23 protein-coding genes are annotated in these 23,348 nt (G+C 68.6%); 19 read left to right on the top strand and 4 right to left on the bottom strand.

The window, feature by feature from the left end:
• Window positions 1–3: 3 nt before the first annotated feature.
• The 7 genes from KME78_RS59815 to KME78_RS59785 all read left to right on the top strand — a co-directional run bounded on the left by KME78_RS59815 (window position 4) and on the right by KME78_RS59785 (window position 5,806).
• On the top strand, window positions 4–549 hold the full coding sequence (locus KME78_RS59815; RefSeq protein WP_219539236.1) for a hypothetical protein: 546 nt from the start codon (window positions 4–6) through the stop codon (window positions 547–549).
• Window positions 542–2,377 carry a glycoside hydrolase family 15 protein gene (locus tag KME78_RS59810; RefSeq protein WP_219539234.1) on the top strand — a complete coding sequence of 612 codons (1,836 nt, stop codon included), beginning with the start codon at window positions 542–544 and terminating at the stop codon, window positions 2,375–2,377. The genes KME78_RS59815 and KME78_RS59810 overlap by 8 nt, the downstream gene beginning before the upstream one ends.
• A gap of 74 nt (window positions 2,378–2,451) precedes the next feature.
• A complete protein-coding gene (locus tag KME78_RS59805; RefSeq protein WP_219539233.1) occupies window positions 2,452–2,874 on the top strand; it encodes a VOC family protein in 423 nt (140 codons plus the stop codon).
• A gap of 71 nt (window positions 2,875–2,945) precedes the next feature.
• Window positions 2,946–3,311 (top strand): MmcQ/YjbR family DNA-binding protein, encoded by a 366-nt coding sequence (locus tag KME78_RS59800; RefSeq protein WP_219539232.1) that lies wholly within the window; start codon window positions 2,946–2,948, stop codon window positions 3,309–3,311.
• A gap of 342 nt (window positions 3,312–3,653) precedes the next feature.
• The gene (locus KME78_RS59795) at window positions 3,654–4,616 is read left to right on the top strand and encodes an alpha/beta hydrolase (protein ID WP_219539231.1); all 963 of its coding nucleotides are present in this window, start codon (window positions 3,654–3,656) and stop codon (window positions 4,614–4,616) included.
• A gap of 33 nt (window positions 4,617–4,649) precedes the next feature.
• A complete protein-coding gene (locus tag KME78_RS59790; protein WP_219539230.1) occupies window positions 4,650–5,309 on the top strand; it encodes an AfsR/SARP family transcriptional regulator in 660 nt (219 codons plus the stop codon).
• Window positions 5,285–5,806, top strand: a complete 522-nt coding sequence (locus KME78_RS59785; protein WP_219539229.1) for a hypothetical protein — start codon at window positions 5,285–5,287, stop codon at window positions 5,804–5,806. The genes KME78_RS59790 and KME78_RS59785 overlap by 25 nt, the downstream gene beginning before the upstream one ends.
• On the opposite strand, the gene KME78_RS59780 is transcribed toward KME78_RS59785, so the two are convergent.
• Together KME78_RS59780 and KME78_RS59775 are read right to left on the bottom strand one after the other, a co-directional pair.
• On the bottom strand, window positions 5,803–6,756 hold the full coding sequence (locus KME78_RS59780) for a transketolase family protein (RefSeq protein WP_219539228.1): 954 nt from the start codon (window positions 6,754–6,756) through the stop codon (window positions 5,803–5,805). The genes KME78_RS59785 and KME78_RS59780 overlap by 4 nt on opposite strands.
• A complete protein-coding gene (locus tag KME78_RS59775; RefSeq protein ID WP_219539227.1) occupies window positions 6,753–7,634 on the bottom strand; it encodes a transketolase in 882 nt (293 codons plus the stop codon). The genes KME78_RS59780 and KME78_RS59775 overlap by 4 nt, the downstream gene beginning before the upstream one ends.
• Window positions 7,635–7,940: 306 nt before the next feature.
• Here KME78_RS59775 and KME78_RS59770 point away from each other — a divergent pair, with 306 nt between their 5' ends.
• The 6 genes from KME78_RS59770 to KME78_RS59745 all read left to right on the top strand — a co-directional run bounded on the left by KME78_RS59770 (window position 7,941) and on the right by KME78_RS59745 (window position 14,656).
• Window positions 7,941–9,221, top strand: coding sequence for an ABC transporter substrate-binding protein (locus tag KME78_RS59770; protein WP_219539226.1), 1,281 nt, complete (start codon window positions 7,941–7,943; stop codon window positions 9,219–9,221).
• Between the two features lie 48 nt (window positions 9,222–9,269).
• Window positions 9,270–10,223: a carbohydrate ABC transporter permease gene (locus KME78_RS59765; protein WP_219539225.1), complete on the top strand. Its 954-nt coding sequence runs from the start codon at window positions 9,270–9,272 to the stop codon at window positions 10,221–10,223.
• The gene (locus tag KME78_RS59760; RefSeq protein ID WP_219539224.1) at window positions 10,220–11,059 is read left to right on the top strand and encodes a carbohydrate ABC transporter permease; all 840 of its coding nucleotides are present in this window, start codon (window positions 10,220–10,222) and stop codon (window positions 11,057–11,059) included. The genes KME78_RS59765 and KME78_RS59760 overlap by 4 nt, the downstream gene beginning before the upstream one ends.
• Window positions 11,060–11,070: 11 nt before the next feature.
• Window positions 11,071–12,063, top strand: a complete 993-nt coding sequence (locus KME78_RS59755) for a sugar phosphate isomerase/epimerase family protein (RefSeq protein ID WP_219539223.1) — start codon at window positions 11,071–11,073, stop codon at window positions 12,061–12,063.
• Window positions 12,063–13,622: a glycoside hydrolase family 140 protein gene (locus tag KME78_RS59750; RefSeq protein WP_219539222.1), complete on the top strand. Its 1,560-nt coding sequence runs from the start codon at window positions 12,063–12,065 to the stop codon at window positions 13,620–13,622. Before KME78_RS59755 ends, KME78_RS59750 begins: the two co-directional genes overlap by 1 nt.
• Before the next feature lie 275 nt (window positions 13,623–13,897).
• A complete protein-coding gene (locus KME78_RS59745) occupies window positions 13,898–14,656 on the top strand; it encodes a class I SAM-dependent methyltransferase (RefSeq protein ID WP_219539221.1) in 759 nt (252 codons plus the stop codon).
• A 76-nt stretch (window positions 14,657–14,732) separates the two neighbouring features.
• Here the strand turns inward: KME78_RS59745 and KME78_RS59740 are convergent, their stop codons facing one another.
• Window positions 14,733–15,962, bottom strand: coding sequence for a serine hydrolase domain-containing protein (locus KME78_RS59740; RefSeq protein ID WP_219539253.1), 1,230 nt, complete (start codon window positions 15,960–15,962; stop codon window positions 14,733–14,735).
• Window positions 15,963–16,193: 231 nt separating this feature from the next.
• Between KME78_RS59740 and KME78_RS59735 the strand changes: the two genes are divergently transcribed.
• Window positions 16,194–16,922, top strand: coding sequence for a GbsR/MarR family transcriptional regulator (locus KME78_RS59735; protein ID WP_219539220.1), 729 nt, complete (start codon window positions 16,194–16,196; stop codon window positions 16,920–16,922).
• Between the two features lie 7 nt (window positions 16,923–16,929).
• On the opposite strand, the gene KME78_RS59730 is transcribed toward KME78_RS59735, so the two are convergent.
• Window positions 16,930–18,078, bottom strand: a complete 1,149-nt coding sequence (locus tag KME78_RS59730) for an ROK family protein (protein ID WP_219539219.1) — start codon at window positions 18,076–18,078, stop codon at window positions 16,930–16,932.
• Window positions 18,079–18,307: 229 nt separating this feature from the next.
• On the opposite strand from KME78_RS59730, the gene KME78_RS59725 reads away from it, so the two are divergent.
• The 5 genes from KME78_RS59725 to KME78_RS59705 all read left to right on the top strand — a co-directional run bounded on the left by KME78_RS59725 (window position 18,308) and on the right by KME78_RS59705 (window position 23,163).
• Window positions 18,308–19,444: an ABC transporter substrate-binding protein gene (locus tag KME78_RS59725; protein ID WP_219539218.1), complete on the top strand. Its 1,137-nt coding sequence runs from the start codon at window positions 18,308–18,310 to the stop codon at window positions 19,442–19,444.
• Between the two features lie 8 nt (window positions 19,445–19,452).
• On the top strand, window positions 19,453–20,349 hold the full coding sequence (locus tag KME78_RS59720; RefSeq protein WP_219539217.1) for a carbohydrate ABC transporter permease: 897 nt from the start codon (window positions 19,453–19,455) through the stop codon (window positions 20,347–20,349).
• Window positions 20,342–21,181, top strand: a complete 840-nt coding sequence (locus KME78_RS59715; protein WP_219539216.1) for a carbohydrate ABC transporter permease — start codon at window positions 20,342–20,344, stop codon at window positions 21,179–21,181. Before KME78_RS59720 ends, KME78_RS59715 begins: the two co-directional genes overlap by 8 nt.
• 20 nt (window positions 21,182–21,201) lie before the next feature.
• A complete protein-coding gene (locus tag KME78_RS59710; RefSeq protein ID WP_308127568.1) occupies window positions 21,202–22,467 on the top strand; it encodes an alpha-L-fucosidase in 1,266 nt (421 codons plus the stop codon).
• A gap of 96 nt (window positions 22,468–22,563) precedes the next feature.
• The gene (locus tag KME78_RS59705; protein ID WP_219539214.1) at window positions 22,564–23,163 is read left to right on the top strand and encodes a GNAT family N-acetyltransferase; all 600 of its coding nucleotides are present in this window, start codon (window positions 22,564–22,566) and stop codon (window positions 23,161–23,163) included.
• Window positions 23,164–23,348 lie beyond the last annotated feature (185 nt).

Genomic DNA, 23,348 nt, shown 5'->3' with positions numbered 1-23,348 from the left:
GACATGCCTTCCCGGATCCGCAGGAGGATGGCCCGCCAATACGGGGCCGACCCGCTGCATCTGCTGGCGCTGCTCGCCTGCTTCGCCCTGGCCGGATACGCCGCCGGCCGCGTCGTCGCCGCGGGCATCTGGATCGGCTTCCTGGTGTGGTTCGTCGGCGCGGCGATCATCCACGACCTCCTGCTGTACCCGCTGTACGCCCTCGCCGACGTCGCCGCGCAACGGCGGCCGTGGCGTCGCCGCCGGCGACCGTCCGGCACCGCCACCTGGCCAGCCTCGATCAATTACCTGCGCGTACCGGTCGCGTTGTCCGGGCTGCTGCTCCTCATCTGGTTCCCCCTCATCCTCCGGCTGGCCGAGGGCAACTACCACCGGTCGACGGGGCTGCACACGAACCCGTACCTCGGCCGCTGGCTGCTGATCACCGGCGTGCTCTTCGCCGGGTCCGCACTCGCGTACGCCATCCGGCTGCGCCACCACAAGACCCCGGCCGAGCCGCCGCCTCCCCTCCGAGCGGCGCAAACCCCGCGATCATCGCCGAGTGGATGAGGCTCCCTTGAGCACCAGGCCGATCAGCGACCACGCCCTGCTGGGGGACTGCCGATCCGCGGCCCTGGTCACCTCCGACGGTTCGGTGGACTGGCTCTGCATGCCGCGCTTCGACAGCCCATCGATCTTCGCCCGGCTGCTCGACGAGACCGCCGGATACTGGTCCATCCGGCCCACCCGGCCCACAGAGATCACCCGCAGGTATCTGGACGACAGCCTGGTGCTGGAGACCACCTTCCGTGGCCCGGACGGAACCGTGGTCCTCGTGGACGCCCTCGCGCTGGGCCACGGAGAACGCGGCCACTCGATGGGCGCGTCCTCACCCGGCGTTCTCCTACGCCAGGTGACCTGCGTCGAAGGACGCGTGCCCGTGGAGGTGGTGTACGCGCCCCGGCCCGAGTTCGGGCTCGTCAAGCCACTGATAGAACCGGTCCGCGGCGGCCTGATCGCGCACGGCGGCGCCCACGTCCTCACCATGTCGACGCCCATCGACCTGCGCGTGAGCGGTGCGGTCGCCGACACCACCCACACCCTGCGAGCGGGAGAACGCCTGGGGCTGGCTCTGCGGGCCGGCTGGGCATGGGGTCCCGAACAACCGTGTCTGAACCCCCGGCACATCCGCCGCCGCCTCAAGGACACCGTCGCCGGCTGGCGCTCCTGGTCCCGGTTGCACGCGCGCTACCAAGGCCCCTGGCAGGACCAGGTCGGCCAGAGCGGCCGGGTGCTGCGAGCGCTGACGTTCGCCCCCACCGGGGCCATCGTCGCGGCGGCCACCACCTCCCTGCCCGAGAGCATCGGCGGAGAGCGGAACTGGGACTACCGCTACACCTGGATCCGCGACACCAGCTTCACCCTGCAGGCGCTGGCCACGGCGGCATGCGAGATGGAGGAGACCGCGTTCTTCGCCTTCCTCGCCCGCGCCTCGGCCACCCAACTCGACCACGACGTCGACCTGCAGATCATGTACGGCGTCGGCGGCGAGCGGGACCTGAGCGAGCGGCCTCTGACCCACCTGAGCGGCTGGCGGGGCAGCGCCCCGGTACGCGTCGGCAACGACGCCTGGCGGCAGCGCCAGATCGACATCTACGGGGAACTGCTCGACGCGGCCCACCAGATCTACCAGGACGCGGGCCCGCTCGACACGCTCACCCGCTCCTTCCTGATCGGCGTGGCCGACGCGGCCGCCCACCACTGGAGCGAGCCGGACCAGGGCCTCTGGGAGATACGAGGCCCCAGCCGGCACTTCCTCCACTCGAAGCTCATGTGCTGGGTGGGCCTGGACCGGGCGATCACCCTGGCGCCCCTGCTGGGAGCCACCAGCCGCGTCGCCGGCTGGACACGCGCCCGCGAACAGATCCGCACCGCGATCCTGACCCACGGATGGAACCACCAGGTGGGGGCCTTCACCCAGGCATTCGCCGCCGCCGATCTGGACGCGTCCGTGCTGATGATGCCCATGGTCGGATTCCTGCCCGGCGACGACCCACGCGTCCGGGCCACCGTGAACGCCGTTGCCACCCACCTGACCGACGCCCGCGGCCTGGTGCACCGATACCACGCCGCCGATGGACTCCCGGGAGAAGAGGGCACGTTTCTGTTGTGCACCTTCTGGCTGGCCCACGCCCTGGCACTCGCGGGCGAGAGCGACCCGGCCAAGCGGGTGTTCCAGACTGCGGCCTCGTACGCCAACGACGTCGGCCTGCTGGCCGAAGAGGTCGACTCCGCCACAGGCGAACCCGTCGGGAACTTCCCGCAAGCCTTCAGCCATATCGGCCTGATCAACGCCGCCCGCGCCATCCGCGACACGGCCCTTGTGATTGCCCACTAGGTAGCGTAGTCCTCACCTGCTTCGTCACAACTGATCAGGCTCTCATCCGAATCCCATGGTTCCTGGAGGAAATCATGTCCTCACGGCTCAACCCATACCTGGTGTTCAACGGCAACGCCCGTCAGGCGATGGAGTTCTACGCGAACGTGTTCGGCGGCAACCTCGCCCTCAACACCTTCGCCGAGTTCGGCGCCACGGACTCACCGGATGCCGACCGGATCATGCACGCGATGCTGGAGACGGACGCCGGCTACACGATCATGGCCAGCGACGTCATCGGCGACATGCGATTCGAGCCCATGGCGGGCGCTTCGGTGAGTCTCAGCGGCGACGACGCCGACCTCCTGCGCGGCTACTGGGAAGGGCTGTCCGCGGGCGGTTCCGTCACGATGCCCATGCAGAAGCAGGCCTGGGGCGACGAGTTCGGCATGTGCGTCGACCAATTCGGCGTGCCGTGGATGGTCAACATCAGCCAACCGCAGGCTCAGCAGGGCTGACCATTGTCCTTGCGGCGGGCGTTGACGACCGCCCCCACCCCGGAGCTGGAGAACGGGCAGGTGGGCAGGTGATGGTGCACAGCTCATCGCGCGACCGGGTGATCACGGAGTGCCTGGCCAAGCCCGGAGCGGCGGAGGACTACCCGTTCGGCGACGAGGTGGCTGTGTTCAAGGTGGCCGGGCGGATGTTCGCGCTGGTGCCGCTGGGTCCTGCGCCGGGGAGCGTCAGCCTCAAGTGTGATCCCGGCCTGGCCGCCGATCTGCGCGGTCGCTATGCCGCGATCACGCCGGGCTACCACCTCAACAAGCGGCACTGGAACACCGTAGCCCTCGACGGCTCGGTGCCGGAGGAGGAACTGCTGGAGCTGATCGATCACTCCTACGAGTTGGTGGTCGCGCGGCTGACCACGGCTCAACGGAACCAGCTCATGGCCTGACAGGCGCTCCTCTCGTCCGGATGACGAACGGGCTCGGCAGATCGCCGAACGGGCCGGAGCCGACAAGCTCGCCCTCTATCGCGTTCGCGGAACGCGCCCGGCACGGGCTTCAAGCCACCGGTTTGGTGGTACGCAAGCGCGCCGCTGAGTCGAATGGCACCTACGCAAAATCTTCGCGAAGTTCGACATCGTGTCCCGCAAAAAGATCAGCACCATACCGCTCAAAGGCCGGTGCCGCGCGGGTTCATGACAGCTCCTCCCTCTCGATCCCCGGTGTCACGGATCCGGGGGCTGTCGGGTCTAAAAGGGTGAGTCGCCCCGAACGGAAACGGAGAATTCCGCATGAATAACCACGTCCTGGAGCCGGCGGCGCAGGAGCTCGCCGACGCGACCTCCAAGCCGCCATTCCTGTACGAGCTGGGCGTAGAAGGTGCCCGCAAGGTCCTCGACGACCTCCAGTCAGCCCCGGTCGACAAGCCCGAGGTGGACGAGAAGTGGATCACGGTGCCGGCCGAGGTCGGCGACGTACGAGTACGTATCGTCAAGCCGGCCGGCACGACCGCCGCGCTGCCCACCGTCCTGTACGTCCACGGCGGCGGCTGGGTCCTCGGTAACGCCGGCACCCACGACCGCCTCGTCCGCGAACTGGCTGTCGGCGCGAACGCCGCGGTCGTTTTCGTGGAGTACGACCGCTCGCCCGAAGCCCGCTACCCGGTCGCGATCGAGCAGGCCTACGCCACCGCCCAGTGGATCACCCGGCACGGCGCGGACGAAGGGCTGGACGCCTCCCGGCTGGCGGTGGCCGGCGACTCGGTCGGTGGCAACATGACCGCCGCGCTGGCCATCCTGGCCAAGCGGCGCGGAGACGTGACCTTCGCGCACCAGTCGCTGTACTACCCGGTCACCGACGCCGGCCAGGACACCGGCAGCTACCGCGAGTTCGCCCACGGCCCGTACCTGACCGCCAAGGCCATGGCCTGGTTCTGGGACGCCTACACCACCGACCCCGCACAGCGCGCCGAGATCACCGCCTCACCACTGCGCGCCGGCCTGGAGGACCTGGCAGGGCTGCCGCCGGCGTTCGTCATCGTCGACGAGAACGACGTGCTGCGCGACGAGGGCGAGGCCTACGCCCGCAAGCTCACCGCGGCCGGCGTGCCGACCACCAGCGTCCGCTACAACGGCACCCTCCACGACTTCATGATGCTCAACCCGGTCCGCGACACCCACGCCGCGCGCGCCGCCACCGCCCAAGCCATCGAGGTTCTCAACGTCGTCCTGAACACCGGAAAGGCCAACTCATGAGCGAAGAGCCGGGCGGACGGCTACCAGTTGATCATGGACATCGAGCGCATCGACCTTCACCGGTTTCGCCGGCTGGTCGAACAGGCCCGCGCCCACCACCGCCACCGGCCGGAGCGCGCCGCCCTGCTCGCCGAGGCCGTGGGCCTGTGGCGGTCTTCCCCACTGGACAGTATGGCTGGGGGGTGGGCGGCGCGGGTCCGCGAGGGGCTCCGGCAACAGCGGCTGGGTGCGTTGACCGACTGGGCCGAGGCAGAGCTGGAACTGGGCCGGTACTCCCCGGTGATCGAGCACCTTGAGGAGCTGATCGTCCGCTACCCGATGGCGGAGTCCTTGGTGGCCCGGCTGATGCAGGCTCTGAGCCTGGCCGGCCGCGGTGCCGAAGCTCTGGAGGTTTACGCGAGGGCGTGCCGGCGAATCGACGACGAACTCGGCGCTCAGCCCGGTCCTGAGCTGCGCTCACTGCACACGGCCATCCTCCGCGGAGAAGCGGTCACTCTCGCAGCCGACGCGCCGAACTCCGTACCGACGCTTCCCTCAGTGCCCAGGCCACGGGATGTTCACGTATCGGAGCGTCCGCAGCCGGCCCAGCTCCCGGCGGAGGTGCCGGCGTTCGCCTGTCCGACGCCGAGGCACGCGAGTTGCTGGTCCACCGCCTCGGGCCGGCCCGGATGGCAGCCGAGCCCCAAGCAGTAGATGAGATCATCGCCCGGTGTGCAGGGCTGCCTCTCGCGCTGGTGATCGTGGCCGCCCGAGCCGCCACCCACCCCGGGTTCCCCCTCACCGCGCCGGCCGGCGAACTGCGCGACGCGCCGGCCGTCCTCTCGGCAGATTGCGGCCTGCTCCAGTTGTACGACCTCGGCCTCAAGCCCACCCGCGCAGTTGCGGCTCCGGCTCCGTCGTGGGCGGGCGCCCTGGGCGCGTCAGCGGATGGACAGGTCGCCGCCCTGTGGAACGACGACGAGGACCCGGCCCTGCTCCTCCTGTCCCCCAAGGACCCGGCCAAGGACCGCCGTATCTCCGGCGGCTACCTCAAGGACGCGATCCGAGAGGGGATGACGTTCAGCGGAACCCGGCTCGTGGTCGGCCTCGACTGGACCGCGGACCTGGCCATCATCGACCCTGCCACCGAAAGAGCCGAACTCGTCAAGGCCGCCACCGGCCGGCTTTTCGTCGGGTCCGTCGCAGGCTAGCCATGGCGCAGCAGGTCCTTCACCGCGGCCACGATGCCCTCGGCCGACAGCCCGAAGTGGTCGAGCAGGAAAGCGGTGTCACCGGTCGGCGCGAACACGCGGGGCACGCCGAGGATCCGCATCGGGACCGGGTGGTGGGTGACGACGGCCGCCGACACCGCCGCGCCCAGGCCCCCGCTGACCGTGGCCTCCTCGGCCGTGACGATCCGGCCGGTCTCGCGGGCCGCCGCGACGACCGCGTCCTCGTCCAGCGGCTCCAGGAAGGGCATGTTGAGCACCCGCACCGACACGCCCTCTACGCGCAGCCGGGCCGCCGCCTCCAGAGCGCGGGAGGTCAGCGAGCCGATCGCGATGACGGTGGCGTCGCCGCCGTCATGCAACAGCACGGCGCGGCGCGGCTCGAACGGCGCGTCATCCGGAGTGACGACCGGCACCTTGAAGCGTGGGATGCGCAGGTAGGAGGGCCTTCGCGAGGCCGCGGCCCAGCGTACGGCGGCCCGGGTCTGCACCGGGTCGGCCGGGATGATCACGTCCAGGTTCGCGATCGCCCGCATCCAGGACAGGTCCTCGATCGAATGATGGGTCGGCCCCAGCTCGCCGTAGGCCATGCCGGGACTCTGCCCGCAGAGCACGACATGGGCTTCGCTGTAGGCGACATCGGCCTTGATCTGCTCCAGGGCCCGTCCGGTCAGGAACGGCGCCGCCGCGCAGACGAACGGGATCTTGCCCGCGTTCGCCAGGCCGGCGGCCACGCCCACGAGATCCTGCTCGGCGATGCCGACGTTGATCAGGCGGTCGGGATAGCGCTCACGGAACCCGACGAGGTTGCTGGAGCCCACCGAGTCGTTGCACACCGCCACGATCCGCTCATCAGCGCCGGCCAGGGCCAGCAACTCGTCGGCGAAGTCCTGGCGGCAGTCGAAGACGGCCTGCTGCTCGGTGAGGGTCATCGGGCCAGCTCCGCGAGCGCCGTCTCGACCTGTTCCGGGCTGGGCACCTTGTGGTGCCACTCCACCCTGTCCTCCATGAACGAAACGCCCTTCCCCTTGATCGTGTTGGCGATGACGACGACCGGCCGGCCGGTGCGCGAGCCGTTCAGCGCCCGCAGCAGCGCCAGGTGGTCATGGCCGTCGACCTCGCGCACCTCCCAGCCGAAGCTGCGCCACTTGTCCCCCAGAGCGCCGAGAGCGTTGGTCTCCTCCGTCCTGGCGCCCTGCTGCAGCCGGTTGCGATCGACGATCGCCGTCAGCGACGACAGGCCATGGTGAGAGGCGGCCATCGCGGCCTCCCAGTTGCTGCCTTCCTGCAGCTCACCGTCCCCCAGCACGACGAACGTGCGCCAACTGACGCCGTCCAGCTTGGCCGCCAGCGCACAGCCGGTGGCCACCGGCAGGCCGTGCCCGAGCGCGCCGGTGTTGGTCTCGACGCCAGGCACCTTGAGCCGGTTGGGATGGCCGTTCAACGCCGACAGCGGCGCCATGAACGTCTCCAGCTCCGCCGGCGCGAAGAAGCCGCACTGGGCCAAGGTGGCGTAGAGCGCGGCGGCACAGTGGCCCTTGCTCAGCACGAACCGGTCGCGCCCCGGCCAGTGCGGACGCTCAGGGTCGACGGACAACGCTCCGTAGAAACAGGACGCCAAGATGTCGGTCACCGACAGATCGCCGCCGATGTGTCCCATGCCGGCCCGGCCGATGGTCCGGATGACGCTCCGGCGCACGTCCGTGGCCAACCGGTCCAGCTCTGCCGCGGCGGTCTCCGGGTCGGTCTCCCGGATGCGCTCGACCGTCTTGCGGTAGGCGGCCGCCCGCACCAGATCAGGGGCGAGCATCGGCATCACTCATGTGAATAGATATTCCATAGCGACTAGACATAACTAGAAGCTACGACCGTCGGCGGATTCGTGTCAACGAGGAGGTGATGATCGCTTACGCGCCGCCTCCTTGACGGGCGCATGTCGCCGACGTTACATTCCGGCTGAATAGCAAAGCAGCATTGAATAGATATTCACACTCTGCTTTCGCTCTTACGATGGTCCTCCGACCAGCGGAAACGTCGCGAGACGACGTTGACGTACCCGAGCGAGCCTCACGAAATCGCTACCCAACGCTCCTCTCCCCGGCTCTTGGAGACGCACATGAACATCCCGACGAAAGCCGCGGCGCTGACGGCCTCCGTGCTGCTGCTGACCGCTTGCAGCGGCCGCGTGCAAGACACCGGTGCGACCAGCGGGGGCGGGGGCCAGGTCAAGCTGAGCTGGTGGATGGTCACACAGAACGCCGACACCGCGTCCGCCGCACTGAAGTCGATCATCGCCGACTTCGAGAAGCAAAACCCGAACATCAAGGTAGATCTGCAGTACCGAGCCGTGGACGCCCACAAGGACGCGCTGCGCACCACGGCCGGCAGCGCCTCGGGTCCGGACATCTACTACAACTGGGCAGGCCCCGGTCTCGGGGGTGAGCTGGTCAAGTCCGGTGTGAGCCTCGACCTCAGCAAGTACTACCAGCAGTACCAGTGGAACAACCGGTTCAACGCCGCCACCCTGTCCGCGTTCACCCAGTACGGCGGCCACCACGGCATCCCCTGGACGCAGCGGACAGAGGTCGTCTACTACCACAAGGACCAGTTCGCCAAGGCGGGCATCAGCGCACCGCCCACCACCTATGAGGAGTGGGCCACGGCGGCGCAGAAGCTCAAGGCCGCCGGCCTCACGCCGATCTCCATGGGCGGCAAGGACAACTGGCACGTCATGCGCCTGCTGGACACCTTCATCGAGACCAACTGCGGCGCCGAGCTGGGCGACAAGCTCAACACCCGCGCGACGAGCTGGACCGGCCAGCCCTGCGTCGACAAGTCCTTCGAGCAGCTCAAGCAGTGGGCCGCCAACTACTTCAACAAGGGCTTCGCCGGGCTGCCGGCGGCCGAGGCGGCCGCCCTGTTCAACTCCGGCAAGTCGGCGATGCAGCTCGAAGGCGACTGGTTCACCCAGCAGAACGTCGACGCCGGCGACGATCAGAACAACATCGGCGTCTTCCCGATGCCGACGGGCACCGGCCGGCTCTACGGCTTCTTCGAAGGCATGTACATCAGCAAGAGCAGCAAGCACCCCGACGAGGCCGCCAAGTTCCTGGACTACCTCTCCTCCGCGCCGGTCGAGGGGAAGTACCTGGGCGTCTTCTCCTCCCTGCCGGTCAACAAGGAGAGCAAGTCGGCCAACGCCCCTCAGCCGATCAACGCCCAGATCGCCCAGCTCACCGGCACGGCCAAGGGCTTCTTCCTCAACAACGACCAGAACTTCCCGACGGACGTGACGACCGAGTACTGGCGCATCCAGAACGGGGTCACCAGCGGCTCCATCGAGCCCAAGGAAGCCGGCGCGCTGCTGCAGAAGTTCATCGACACCCACAAGAACTGACCTGCCAGGCCCCACCGGCACCGAACAATCAACCGACAAGGAGCGGCCATGGCCACCGTGTCCACCGCCCCGGCCACGCCACGCCCCACCGATCATCTCCATCACCGTCCCCGACGAAGACGGGGGAAGATGCCGATCCTGGGCGCGCTGCCATTCCTGGCTCCGGCCTTGGCGTTGTACGCGGTGTTCCTGCTGTTCCCCATCGTCTCGGCCGTCTACCTGAGCTTCATGCGGTGGAACGGCTTCCCCACCGTGCCGCAGGTGTGGGCGGGACTGGCCAACTACCGGGACATCCTCACCAACGACACCGTCTTCCACACCGCCCTGCGCAACAGCGTCATCTGGGTGGTGCTGTCGCTCATCGTGCCCACCGTGCTGGCCCTGCTGCTCGCCCTGGCGCTCAACCGCAGGCTGCTGGGACGCAACCTGCTGCGGTCGGCGTTCTACATCCCCGCCGTACTCGCCTCGATCGCCGTGGCGACCATGTGGACCTGGATGTACAACCCGAACTCCGGCCTGGTGAACGGCACGATGACCTCGCTCGGCCTGTCGTCGTGGATTCAGGACTGGCTCGGCGACCCGCAGATCGCCCTCTATTCGGTCTTTGTCGCCTTCGTCTGGCAGACCACCGGCTTCTCCATGGTGCTCTTCCTGGCCGGGCTGCAGACGGTGCCCACCGACCTGGTGGAGGCGGCCAAGCTCGACGGCGCCTCCGCCTGGCAGACCTTCCGCAACGTCACCCTGCCGGCTCTGCGGCCCACCTTCACGGTCGTGCTGGTCCTGACCGTGATCAGCTCGCTGAAGGTGTTCGACCTCATCGTCGGCATGACCAACGGCGGTCCCGCCCAGTCCAGCCAGGTCCTGGCCCTGTGGTCGTACAGCCAGTCGTTCATCAACCACAACTTCGGCGGCGGCAACGCCCTCGCCGTCGTCCTGCTCCTGATCACCTTGGCGCTCGTGCTGCCGTACCTGATGTGGACACTGAAGGAGGACGAGCGATGACCGCTGTCCGCCGTACCAACTACCCGCTCATCGGGCTGTGGATCGCCCTGGTCATCAGCGCGTTGATCTGGCTGGCGCCGTTCGCCTTCATGGTCCTGACGTCGTTGAAGTCCACCGCCGAGATCGGCCGCGGCTCCATCTGGGCCCTGCCGGAGGTGTGGCACTGGGACAACTACGCCAACGCCGCCGAACGCGGCGAGTTGTGGACCGTTGCCGCCAACAGCGCCTACATCGCGCTCATCAAGGTGCCACTGGGTCTGCTGGTGTCGGCCGCCGCCGCCTTCGCGATCGCCCGGCTGCGCTTCAAGCGGCATCGGGCCCTGCTCATCGTGATCACCCTGGGGTCGATGGTCCCGGTCCAGGTGGCCCTCGCCCCGATGTTCACCACGCTGTCGAGCATGGGCCTGCTGAACTCCACCAACGGCATCATCCTGCCGTATCTCGCCTTCGGCATCCCCTACCAGGTGTTCTTCCTGTACGGGTTCTTCCGCTCACTGCCGCACGAGCTCGACGAGGCCGCCCGCATCGACGGCTCGGGCAACTGGCGGTTGTTCCTGAGCGTGTGCCTGCCGCTCGCCAAGCCGGCGCTGGCCGCGCTGTTCATCCTGGACTTCGTCGCGACCTGGAATGAGTACGGCATGGCCCTGGTGTTGCTGCAGGACCAGGAGGTGCGCACCGTGCCGCTGGCGCTGCAGGCCTTCCAGTCGCAGTTCGCCTCCAACTACGGCCAGCTCAACGCCTTCATCATCATGTCCATTCTCCCCGTTCTCATCGTCTACCTGATGTTCCAGCGATTCTTCACGCAAGGCGCCCTGGCCGGCGCCGTCAAGGGATAGGAAACCGTTCCATGTCCGCAGAACCTCTCTACGGCGCGGGACTCTGGCACTTCGGCCAGTTCCGCGACCGCTACGCCACCGACGGCTACGGCCCGCCCGTCTCCACGCTGGAGGCCATCGACCGGGCCGGCCAGGTCGGCAGCCTGTCCGTCGTCGACATCAACTACCCGTTCAACCCCGCCGACCTCGACGTGACGCTGCTGGAAGAGCGGCTGAAGGCCAACGGGCTGCGCGCCATCGCCCTGACGCCCGAGATCTACACCCGCAAGTTCAGCCGCGGCGGCTTCACCAACCCCGACCCCGAGGTCAGGCGCGCCGCGATCGAGCTGGTCAGCGACGCGGCGGACCTGTCCCGCCGGCTCGGCTGCGACTACGTCAAGCTCTGGCCCGGTCAGGACGGCTGGGACTACCCCTTCCAGGCCGACTACAAGGCCCTGTGGGCGATGTCCATCGACGCCGTACGCGAGCTCGCGCAGCGCCATCCCGACCTGCGCTTCGCCATCGAGTACAAGCCGCGCGAGCCGCGCAACCGCATGACCTTCTCCTCCGCGGCCCGCACCCTGCTGGCCATCGAGAAGATGGACGTGCCCAACGTCGGCATCCTGCTCGACTTCGGCCACTCCCTCTACGGCCTGGAATCGCCCGCCGACGCCGCCCAGCTCATCCTCGACCACGACCGCCTGTACGCCATCGACGTCAACGACAACTTCCGCGGCTGGGACGACGACATGGTCGTCGGCTCCATCCACCTGGTGGAGACCTTCGAGTTCTTCCACACCCTGCGCCAGGCCGGCTGGCAGGGCGTCTGGCAGCTCGACCAGTTCCCCTTCCGCGAGGACTCCGTCGAGGCGGCCCGCGCCGGCGTCGAGGTCATGCGTACCATCTGGCGCGCCCTGCAGATCCTCGACGTCGACGCCCTCGCCGAGGCCCAGGCCCGCCAGGACGCCCTGGCCGCGCAGCGCATCGCCCGCAAGGCCCTGCTGAGCGCCGAGGTCGACGGCTGATGGGCGACGTCACTCAAGTCCGCGGCGCCTGGCGCGAGGCGGAGATCACCCTCACCGCCTCCACCGATATCCCCGACGCCTACACCGGTGTGGACGTCTGGGCCGAATTCACCCACGACGACGGCCTCACCCTGCGCCGGCCCGCCTTCCACGACGGCGGCCGCACCTGGCGCATCCGCTTCAGCTCGCCGCTGCCGCACGGGCGATGGCAATGGACGTCCGACGCGTCTCTCGACGACCCCGGCCTTCGCGGCGCGACCGGGTTCGTCGAGGTCGAACCCGGCGGCCCGGCGACGAACCGCTTCCAGCGCCACGGCTTCTGGACGATGTCACCGGGCGGACGCAACCTCGTCCACGCCGACGGCACCCCGGCGATCCTCGTGGCCGACACCGCCTGGGGGCTGCCCTGGCGCGCCACCGAGGAACAGGTGCGCGTGTACGCGGCCGACCGGCAGGCCAAGGGCTTCAACGCGGTGCTGCTCATGTCCGTCCAGCCCGACATGCGCGCGGTCGGACCGCGTGACCGCGGCGCCGACACGGGGTTCGACGTCGCCTTCGAGGACCTGCCCAGCGGCCACATCAACGCCCTCAACCCCGCCTACTTCCAGTACCTGGACCGGCTGCTGGACATCCTCGTCGAGCATGAGATCGTCCCCGTGCTGCAGCCGGTCTTCCAGGGGTTCGGCTGGAAGGGCCTGGACGTGGCCGGGACCGTCGTCCCGCCCGCCGAGTACGCCCGCTACTGCCGCTACCTGGTGGCCCGCTACGGCGCCCGACCGGCGATCTACCTGGTCGGAGCCGACGGCTCCGGCCACGAACCGCAGATCCCGGCCGGCGGCGCCGAGGTCCACGAATGGGACTGCTACACCCAGCCCACCGGCATCCACTACCGCCCTCACGGCGACAACCGGGCCTGGCAGGACGCCGAGTGGCTGGACTTCCAGTGGTGCCAGACCGGTCACGGCGGCGAGCACGTCCCCGAACGGGTGGCCGACATGTGGCGCAACACCCCCGTCAAAGCCGTCGCCAACGGCGAGCCGACTTACGAGCAGACCCGCTCGGCCACCAATGCCGCCGGTTGGTGGCAGGGCCACGAGGCGTGGAGCAACCTGTGCGCGGGCGGCACCATGGGCGTGGTCTACGGTGCCGCCAACATCTGGCAGTGGAAGCTGCACGACGGCGAACCCGGCCACGAACCGTACTTCCTTGCCCCTTCCGGCGGCTGGCGCGAGTCCCTCGACTTCGCGGGATCCACCTACGTCGGCCTCCTCGGCAAGATCCTCGACGGCCTGCCCACCACCGACATGGAGCCGGACTGGCAGACCTTCATCAGCCCGCGAACCCTGCGCGTGGCCGGCCGTCTGCACGTCGTCTACCAAGAACACGGCGGCGCCCTCCGCGCCAAGCAGGATGACGAGCTGCCCATGGCCTACCGGGTCGTCGACCCCCGCACCGGCGACATCCTGGCCACCGGCCGCCGATCACCGGGCGAACCGATCGAGGACGACCGGCACACCGCACGGATCGTCATCTTCCACGACGACGAATCCGCCTCTTAGCCGGGCCGGCGGTAATCCGCCGGTTATCCCGTTGAAGAGCAGGTGAGGTGGATCGTACGCTGGCTCTGTTGCTCCCGCCGGGTCAGGCCCGGCCGATCACGAGAAGGCGATGCCATGGTCACCGCCCGGTCACTCCGGGGCGGATGACGAGACGGCCGTACCAGCGGCCGGTGCGGTGCGTGTGAACGCACGGGTTCGTCGTGCCCCGGATCTCGCGGAGATTCTCTCGTCCGCGCGGCGCCGGTCGCCGCGCACCTGATCTGGAGCACACGGAAATGTCGCACGACTCCCTGTCCGCGTGGTACGCGGACTTCTTCACCGAGCTGCCCAACGCCTTCTGGCGGGCGGCCGTACCCGAGGGGACGACCGCCGCCGAGGTCGGCTTCGTCGCCCGCGTGGCCGGGCTCCGTCCCGGTTCGCGGGTGCTGGACGTGGCCTGCGGCAGCGGCCGACACGCCCTCGAACTCGCCCGGCGCGGCTACCAGGTCACCGGCCTGGACGTCTCGGCCGAGGCCATCGCCCACGCCCGCGCCACCGCCGCGGGCGAGCGGCTCGACCTCGATCTGCGCCAAGGCGACATGCGGGCGCTTCCCGCCGACGTCCGGGCCGAGGCGGCGATGTGCATGGGTAACGCCTTCGGCTACCTGGAGCATGCCGGCACGCAAAGGTTCCTCGCGGACCTCCGCGGGCTCGTCGTGCCCGGCGGCACGCTCATCCTGGACTACGGGTTCGTGGCCGAGTCGCTGCTGCCGAACCTGGCCCTGGAAGAGCCGCCGATGACGTTCGGCGGGGTCGAGGCCGTCTCGGTCAACGAGTACGACACGGCGAACAGCCGCTGGCTCACGTCCTTCACCTTCCGCCGGGGTACGGAGGAGCACCGCGGGACCTCCGTGCAGTACGTCTACACCGCGGCGGAGGTCGTCCGGCTGGTCGCCGAGGCCGGCTTCAGCGGCGTCGAACTGTACGGCGACGCCGACGGCACACCGTTCCGGCTCGGCAGCCCCCGGCTGCTCCTGGTGGCCCGACGACCGTAGGCCACCCACGGGCACCGGGCCCTCGGCGCCGGCCGTCAGGCGGCGTCGAGGGCTTCGGTGATCTCGCGGGTCGATGTCAGTTGTCGATCGCCTGGTAGAGCGTGGTCCAGAAGTCGTGGATGAGGTGTGCCGCGTTCGGGACGGTCATGCCGACCTGGGTGAGCAGGAGTCCGGTGAGCTGGTGGTGCGGGTCGGCGTAGGTGGAGGTGCCGCTGCCGCCGTCCCAGCCGAACTGGCCGATGGGGGCGTAGTCGCCGCGGTAGGTGCGGACGGCCATGCCGAAGCCCCAGCCGCCGTGCTGGCCTTGGCCGAAGGACAGGTGGACGTTGTCGGTGGCCATGGCGGTGCGGGCGGCGTTCTGCTCGGGGGTGAGGCGGTTGGTGGTCATCAGGTCGACGGCGGGCCGGGACAGGATCCGTTCGCCGGCGTGCGTGCCGCCGTTGAGCAGCATCTGGAAGTAGGCGTGGTAGTCGTCGACGGTGGAGACCAGTCCGCCGCCGCTGCCCTGGAAGGCCGGGGGCTTGCTCCAGCGTCCGTCTTCGGCCTCGTCCCACACGTGGAACTCGCCGCTCTGCGGGTCGGGGGCGTACAGGGTCGGAAACCGGTCGATCTTGTCGGCGGGCACGTGGAAGCCGGTGTCCTTCATGCCCAGCGGGTCGAGGACGCGTTCGCGCAGGAACGTCTCGAACGGCTGGCCGGTGACCCTGGCGACCAGCACGCTGAGCACATCGTGGCTGATCTGGTACTGCCAGCGCTCGCCGGGCTGGTACATCAGCGGGAGTGTGCCCAGGCGGCGGATCCACTCGTCCGGGCCGGGCATGGGCTCGGGCAGGTCGGGGGTGAGGCCCTGCTCGAAGATCGCGCCCATGATCGGGGTGCCCAGCGCCGTCATGTCCATGCCGAGCCCGAAGGTGGAGGTGAGCAGGTCCCGTACGGTGATCGGCCGCCGCGCCGGGACGGTGTCGTCCAGCGGGCTGTCGATCCGCTTCAGCACCTGGCGGTCGGCCAGTTCGGGCAGCCACTGCTCCACCAGGTCGTCCAGTCGCAGCCGGCACTCGTCCAGCAGGACCATCGCCGCCGCCATCGCGACCGGCTTGGAGGTGGACGCCATCCGGAAGATCGTGTCCCGGCGCATCGGCGCGCCACCGTCATGACGCATCGTCCCGAGCGCCTCGACGTGCGTCTGGCCACCCCGGCCGACCAGAGCGACGAGCCCGGGAACCTTCCCCGACTCCACATGCCGCTCCAGCACCCCACGCAGCCTGCGCAGCCCCGCTTCGGAGAAGCCGCTGTTGCTCTGTCCCATCATGAATCTCCTTGCGCGCACGAACGTTCGGGAATCGCTGAACGCCTGCGACAGTACATTGCGTTTAGAAATGCGTCAACAGACAATGGAAGTGCATTGAGCCTGTTAGATAAGCCAATTATTGCAATGGACCTGACAGTGAATGCAAAGAACGATCAAGACCAGAATTGCAATGGCCTGCGAGTGAATGCATACTGTTCGCGCAGGCCGAGCGACAGGAGACGAGCACCGATGCCCGGAGGCAGACTGACCGGCCAGGACCGACAGCACATCGCCACGTGGCTGGTCGAGGGTCACGGATACGCGGAGATCGGCCGGCGTCTGGGGCGGCCCGCCTCGACGATCATGCGCGAGGTCACCCGCAACGGCGGACCCGACGATTACGGGGCGGACCGGGCGCACGAGGCCACCCGGCACCGTGCGCGCCGCCACAAGCAGGCCCAGCCTCCGCCGCCACCCGTCCCCGACAGCGGCCATGGGCGGGATCCCCAGGCCGTCCAGGACTTCACTGAGTCCTTCACCGAGCTCCTCATGCAGCAGGGGATGGCCCGGATGGTGGCCAGGGTGATGGCCTGCCTGTACATCACCGACTCCGGCAGCCTCACCGCCGCCGAGCTGGTCCAGCGGCTTCGCGTCAGCCCGGCGTCGGTCTCGCACGCCGTCACCTACCTCGAACAGCAGGGACTGCTCAGCCGCGAACGGGTTCCCGGCGGGCGCCGCGAACGCTACGTCATCGACGACGGGATCTGGGTCCGGTCGATCGTCGCGGCGGTGGAGGTGAACCAGGCCCTGGTGGCCGCGTCGCAGCGCGGCAGCGAGATCCTCGGCGCCGCGACCCCGGCGGGCGCCCGCTTCGAGTCCTCCGCCGAACTCCTTCTCCTGGTGAGCGAGGCCCTCCGGCAGGCCATCGAGCAGTGGCGGCAGAGCCCGGCCGCCTGGAACGCCTCATCGCCGGAGTGAACACTGGTCACCCGGCGAGAAGCGTGTCCGGAGCGGCGAGCGCCAGACCGGCGGCGCCGAGCGCGTGCTGGGCGTCACTCCACGGACGGACGATCACTTGGACGCGGTAGGCCGCGGTGACCTGGCTGGTCCGCATCACGGCGGTGAACCCGGGCTCCAGACCCGGCCAGAGCACGTGGTTCTCGCCGATGACCGCGATGGTGGGCGTGCCGAGCAGGTTGACGACGCCGGCGACGGCCCGCCCGAGAACGGTGCCGACCTCGGCGAGCACCCCGGCCAGCGACCGCTCACCGGAGACCCATCGTGCGCGGAGCTCCTCGATGGTGGTGGACGCCTCGGCGAGGCCCTCGCGACGGGCGGCGCGCAGGATCCCGTCGTCGCTGGTGAACGTCTCCAGACAGCCCCGGGCGCCACACGCGCAGCGCGGGCCGGTGGCGGCGACCGGCGTGTGACCGAACTCGCCGGACAGCCCGCTCGGGTCGCGGTGCACCCGCCGCCGCAGGACCGCCCCGATCCCCACCCCGTCGCCGATGCCGAGCACCAGGAAGTCGTCGTGGTCACGTCCCGTCCGGTACAGGAGTTCGGCGGTGGTGCTGGCCATGAGGTCGTTGTCGACGAGCACCGGGATCGGCAGCTCGGCACGGAGCCGCTCACCGAGGGGAAGGTTGCTCCACCCAAAACGCGGACAGAACCGGATATAACCCGCATCGACGGAGGCAGGCACGGCCACGCCCGCGGCCTTGAGCCGGGGGCCGACGGCGGGATCGGCCAACCATTGGCCGATGACCCTGAGTATCTGGGAGGTCGGGTCTGCGTGACAGTCGAAGGGCAATACATCGGATGTGAGCGTCCGGCCGTCCAGTCCTGCTACAACGGTTACGAGGTGGTCGGTGGCCACCCGTACGCCGATGGTCGCGGCGGCCTCCGGCACGACCTGTAGCGGGATGCGCGGCCGCCCGACCACCCCGGCCTGCGGGGCGAGAGTACGCAGATAACCGCTGGCCAGCAGGCGTCGCGTGTGTTCGTGCACGGTCGCGTCGCCGAGCTTGAGCCGGGCCGCGATCTGGCGGCGGTCCAGGGCGCCCGCAGTGCCGAGAAGCGCCAGGATCTCGACGCGAGTCAGATCACCACGACCGGCCGTTCGGCGAGCAGTCATCGGATATTTCCTATCAAGATCTCATTGACATTACGGATTGCGACGCCCTAGTTTCGAAACAATTAACTCGGCCCCGAGCTTATTGAGTGGAGCTGCGATGGGCAGGCGGATGCATGGCGGTCGGAGATCACTAGCGGTCGCAACAGCGGTGGTCATCGCGGGAGGATTAGCAGGTTGCGGGGGCGGCAGCCAGGAGTCGGCAGGAGGCAACAAGGCGAGCAACGGCGCGGTGACGCTCAACTGGTCGATGTGGGCGTCCGGAACCGAAGACCGAAACGCCTGGCAGAAAGTGGCCGACCAGGTCACCCAGAAGTACCCGAACATCAAGATCACCCTCGAGACGTCCCCGTTCAAGGACTACTTCACCAAACTCGGCACCCGCCTGGCCGGCGGCAGCGCCGCGTGCATCGTCTCGATGCAGAGCCTGCGCACAGGTGGCTACGTCAGTGGGATGCGTCCTCTGGACGACCTGATCAAGAAGAACAACCTGGACATCGGCGACTTCGACTCGTCGATCATGTCCGGGCTGGCCTCGGGCGGCAAGCAGTACGCGCTGCCGTACGACGTCGGCTCGTTGATCCTCACCTACAACAAGGACATGTTCAAGGCGGCCGGCGTCGAGGCGCCGAAGGTCGGCTGGAGTGTGGAGGAGTTCGAGGCGGCGGCCAAGAAGCTGACCGGCGGCGGCAAGTACGGCTTCGTGGCCTACCCGTCGGCCCTGGGGATGTTCTCGATGATCCTCTCCAAGACGGGCGCCGAGCCGATGGACTCCTCCGGCAAGCTCACCCTCACCACCGAGCAGATGAAGGCCGGCTTCCAGTGGTACGCGGACCTGGCCGCCAAGCAGGGCGTCGCACCCAAGGTGCCCGGCGTGGACAACAACTGGGCGGAGACCCAGTTCCTCGGCGGCACCGCGGCGATGTCGGTGAACGGCCCCTGGTCCGTTCTGGAGCTCAAGGCGCAGGCCAAGTTCGACGTGGGCCTGGCCACCATCCCCGCCGGTCCGAACGGGACCAAGAGCTACTCGGCCGGGTCCGGCTTCGGTATCTCCCAGTCCTGCCCCTACCCTGACGAGGCTTTCAAGGCGGTCAGCACGATGACCAGCGCCGAGGTGCTCGGGCAGCTCGGCTCCGTCGGGCGCGCCTATCCCGCGCGCAAGTCCGTACAGAACAAGTGGTACGAGAACGCCTTCGAGGGCTCGAAACCCGTCATCGACGCCGCCAACGCCTCCGCGAAGCCGTTCCGGACGACCAGTAACTGGGACCCGGTGGAGAAACTGCTGGCCCAGTATGGCATCCAGGCCTTCAACGGGCAGTCCACGGGGGCGGAAGTACTCAGCCAGGTGCAACAGCAGGCACCGGCGTAAGGAGCGACGTGCACGCCGACGCCAAACCGCCGCGCCTGCGCCGTGATGGGCGGGCCGCGGCCCTGTTCGCCGGGCCCAGCCTCCTCGGGTTGACGGTGTTCACCCTCTTCCCGATCGTGTTGTCCTTGGTGATGGCCTTCTTCCGGTGGCCCGCGGTGGGCGAGCGGGCCTTCACCGGACTGGACAACTTCACGACGCTGTTCACCGATCCCGTCTTCCGGCGGTCGCTGTTCAACACGCTGCTGTTCGTGGTGCTCTACCTGCCGCTCAACCTCATCGTCTCGGTGGGGTTGGCGGTGTGGATGGGCCCGCGCATCAGGGGCCGCAAGGCGCTGCGGGTGGTGTTCTTCCTGCCCGTGGTCACGCCGATGGTGGCCAACGCGGTCGTCTGGCGGATGATCTACCAGCCGAACGGGCTGATCGACGGCTCGCTGTACGCCGCCACCGGCGTGCACGCGCCGAACTTCCTCGGCGAGCAGGGCTGGGCCATGTTCGCCGTCGTCGCGATGAGCGTGTGGCAGGGGTTCGGCTACAACATGCTGGTCTTCTCGGCCGCGCTGGACGCCATCCCACGGCACCTGCTGGAGGCGGCGCAGATCGACGGGGCGGGACCGTGGCGGCAGTTCTTCCGCATCATGCTGCCGATGATCTCCCCGGCGCTGTTCTTCGCCTCGACCATGACGCTCATCACGTCGTTCCAGGTCTTCACCCAGCCGTTCCTGCTGACCGCCGGCGGGCCTGGCAATGACACCGAGACCCTCATGATGTTCGTCTTCGACAAGGGGTTCTCGATCTATCAGTTCGGACTCGCGTCCGCCGGGGCCTGGATCGTGTTCGTGCTGATCCTGGGCGTGACCGCGGTGCAGTTCGCCGGCCAGCGCAGATGGGTGAACTACGATGTCTGATCACGCCGTCCGCCGCGTCCGGCTGGTCATCTCGCACATCGCGCTCTACCTGGTGGCCGCCGCGTTCCTGTCGCCGCTGGTGTACATGCTGGCCACCTCGTTCAAGCGCCCCGACGAGGTGTTCGAGCAACCGCCGAGCCTGTTCGGGTCGGTCTTCCGATGGCAGAACTACACCGAGGCGTTTGAGTACCTCCCGTTCGGGCGGTTCGTGCTCAACGGGTTCGCCGTCGCCGTCTGCGGCACCCTCGTGGTGCTGGTGGCGTCGGCCATGTCGGCGTACGCCTTCTCGCGGCTGCGCTGGCGCGGTCGCGACGGCTTCTTCCTGCTCTTCCTGGCCACCCTGATGATCCCCCAGGAAGTGCTGGTCGTGCCGATGTTCATGCTGATGAAATGGTTCGGCTGGGTGGACTCCTTCCAGGCCCTGATCTTCCCCTGGGCGTTCACCGCCTTCGGGACGTTCATGCTGCGCCAGTTCTTCCTGACCATCCCCGAAGAGATGTCCGAGAGCGCCCGCATCGACGGCGCGGGAGCGGTGCGCGTCTTCACCAGCATCATGCTGCCGCTGATCCGGCCCGCGCTCGCGGTGCTGGCGGTCTTCACGTTCATCAACTTCTGGAACAGCTTCATGTGGCCGCTGATCATCATCAACTCAGTGGATGAGAAGGCCACCGTCCCCTTGGGCCTGAATCTCTTCTTCGGCCAGCAGGGCACCCAGTGGAACCTCATCATGGCCGCTTCTGTGATCTCCATGGCGCCCACCGGGCTGCTGCTCATCGCCTTGCAGAAACATCTCGTACGCGGGATCGCGACCAGCGGTTTCGGCGGCAGGTGAAAACTCTTGAAAGGAATGTCGTGGACCACGCCTGGTTCGCCGAATCCCGCTTCGGCATGTTCGTGCACTGGGGTCTGTACGCTCTCCCCGCCCGTCATGAGTGGGTGAAGAACCGCGAGCGGTTGACCGATGAGGACTACCAGCGCTACTTCGACCACTTCGAGCCCGACCTGTACGACCCGGTGCGATGGGCGCGGCTGGCCAAGGAGGCTGGCATGCGCTACGTCGTCCTCACCACCAAGCACCACGAAGGCTTCTGCCTGTGGGACTCGGCGTACACCGACTACAAGGTGACCCGCACCCCCTGGGGCAAGGACCTGATCGCGCCGTTCGTGGAGGCCGTACGCGCCGAAGGGCTGAAGGTCGGCTTCTACCACTCGCTGATCGACTGGCACCACCCCGAGTTCCCCGTCGACTCCCGCCACCCGCAGCGCGACGACGAGGCGTACAAGGCCGCCACCGCGGGCCGCGACGTCTCCAAGTACGCCGACTACCTGCACGCCCAGGTACGCGAGCTGCTCACCGACTACGGTCAGATCGACTACCTGTTCTTCGACTTCTCCTACAAGAACAGGCCGGGCGAGTGGGGCGGCAAGGGCGCCGACGACTGGCGCTCTCCCGAGTTGCTGGAGATGGTGCGCGAGCTCCAGCCAGGGATCATCGTCAACGACCGGCTCGACATCCCCGGCGACTTCGTCACCCCCGAGCAGTACCAGCCCGCCGGGCCGATGACCGTCGACGGCCGCGAGGTGCCGTGGGAGGCCTGCCAGACCCTCAACGGCAGCTGGGGGTACGACCGGGACAATCTCGACTACAAGTCCCCTGAGCTGCTCGTACGCATGCTGGTCGACAGCGTCGCCAAGGGCGGCAACCTGCTGCTCAACGTGGGCCCTGACGGGCGCGGCCAGATCGACCCGCGCGCCACCCAGACCCTCGATGACATCGGCGCCTGGATGCGGCTGAACAACCGCTCCATCTACGGCTGCGGCCCCAGCGGCTTCACCGCGCCGCCCGACTGCCGCTACACCCAGCGCGGTAACCGGCTCTACCTGCACGTGTTCACCTGGCCGTTCCGCCACCTGCACCTGCCGGGGCTGGCCGGGCGCGTGAAGTACGCCCAGTTCCTGCATGACGCGTCGGAGATCCGTACGCGGGTCATCGACCCCACCCAGACGGCCGGGAACACGACGATGGGTGGCCTGGCCCCGGACGTCCTGACCATGGACCTGCCCGTTGTACGCCCCGACGTCGCCGTACCGGTCATCGAACTGTTCCTCAACGACTAGCGCCCACCGGCCCCGGTTCGCGGCACCCGCCGCAACCGGGGCCTCGGCGTACCCTGGACCGGGAATGTCGGCACTTCTCGCCATAATGGGTTGGCTATGAAGCCGAAAATTGAGCTGTTCTGGCCGGTCAGCGCCGATGAAGCGCTCCGTGCCGAGGTCCACAGGGTCTTGCGGGCCGTCGTCGAGGCGGGCGGCGCGGTCGGCTATCTGGAGCCACCCGGCCGGGACGAGGCCGACGCCTGGCTGGCCGGTGTGCTCGAGGCCGTACAACGCGATGATGCGGCCTTGGCGCTGGCCCTGGTGGACGGGCAGGTCGAGGGAATGGGGCTCTGGATGCGGGAGTCCGCGCAGATCTTCAGGCACTCCGCCGAGATAGGGAAGATCATGGCGCACCCCTCGGCGAGGGGTCTCGGGTTGGGCCGGCTGGTCGTGAGCGCACTCATCGACCACGCACGACAGGCCGGCATCGAAACCCTGACGCTGGGAGCGCGCGGCAACAACCTCGGCGCGATCGAGCTCTACGAGCGGCTCGGCTTCCGCGAGTGGGGCCGGCTGCCCAACGTCATCGAGGTGGGCGACCTGCGCTTCGACGATGTCCGGATGTATCTGGAACTGGGACGAGATGCCAAGGTCGTCCTGCATGGTTCGCAGGCCGGTGGGCCAGGCTCCTCGCCCCGCCAGCGATCAAGGACATAACGTCGATCAGGCGTCGGCCAGGCGGGTGCCGTCGTCGGTCAGGCGGACGGCGTGGCCCGTGGTGGCCGAGCGGGTGGCGGCCACGCCGACCAGCACGCTGCGGATGCCGTCGCGGTAGCCGGCCGGGCGCCCGAGCGGGTCGTCGCCGGGGCCGCGGAAGACGTCGTCCAGCAGCAGCCGGTCGC

Source organism: Nonomuraea guangzhouensis (genome assembly GCF_019396345.1).
Classification (GTDB): domain Bacteria; phylum Actinomycetota; class Actinomycetes; order Streptosporangiales; family Streptosporangiaceae; genus Nonomuraea; species Nonomuraea guangzhouensis.
This window is presented reverse-complemented; position numbering and strand designations above follow the sequence as displayed.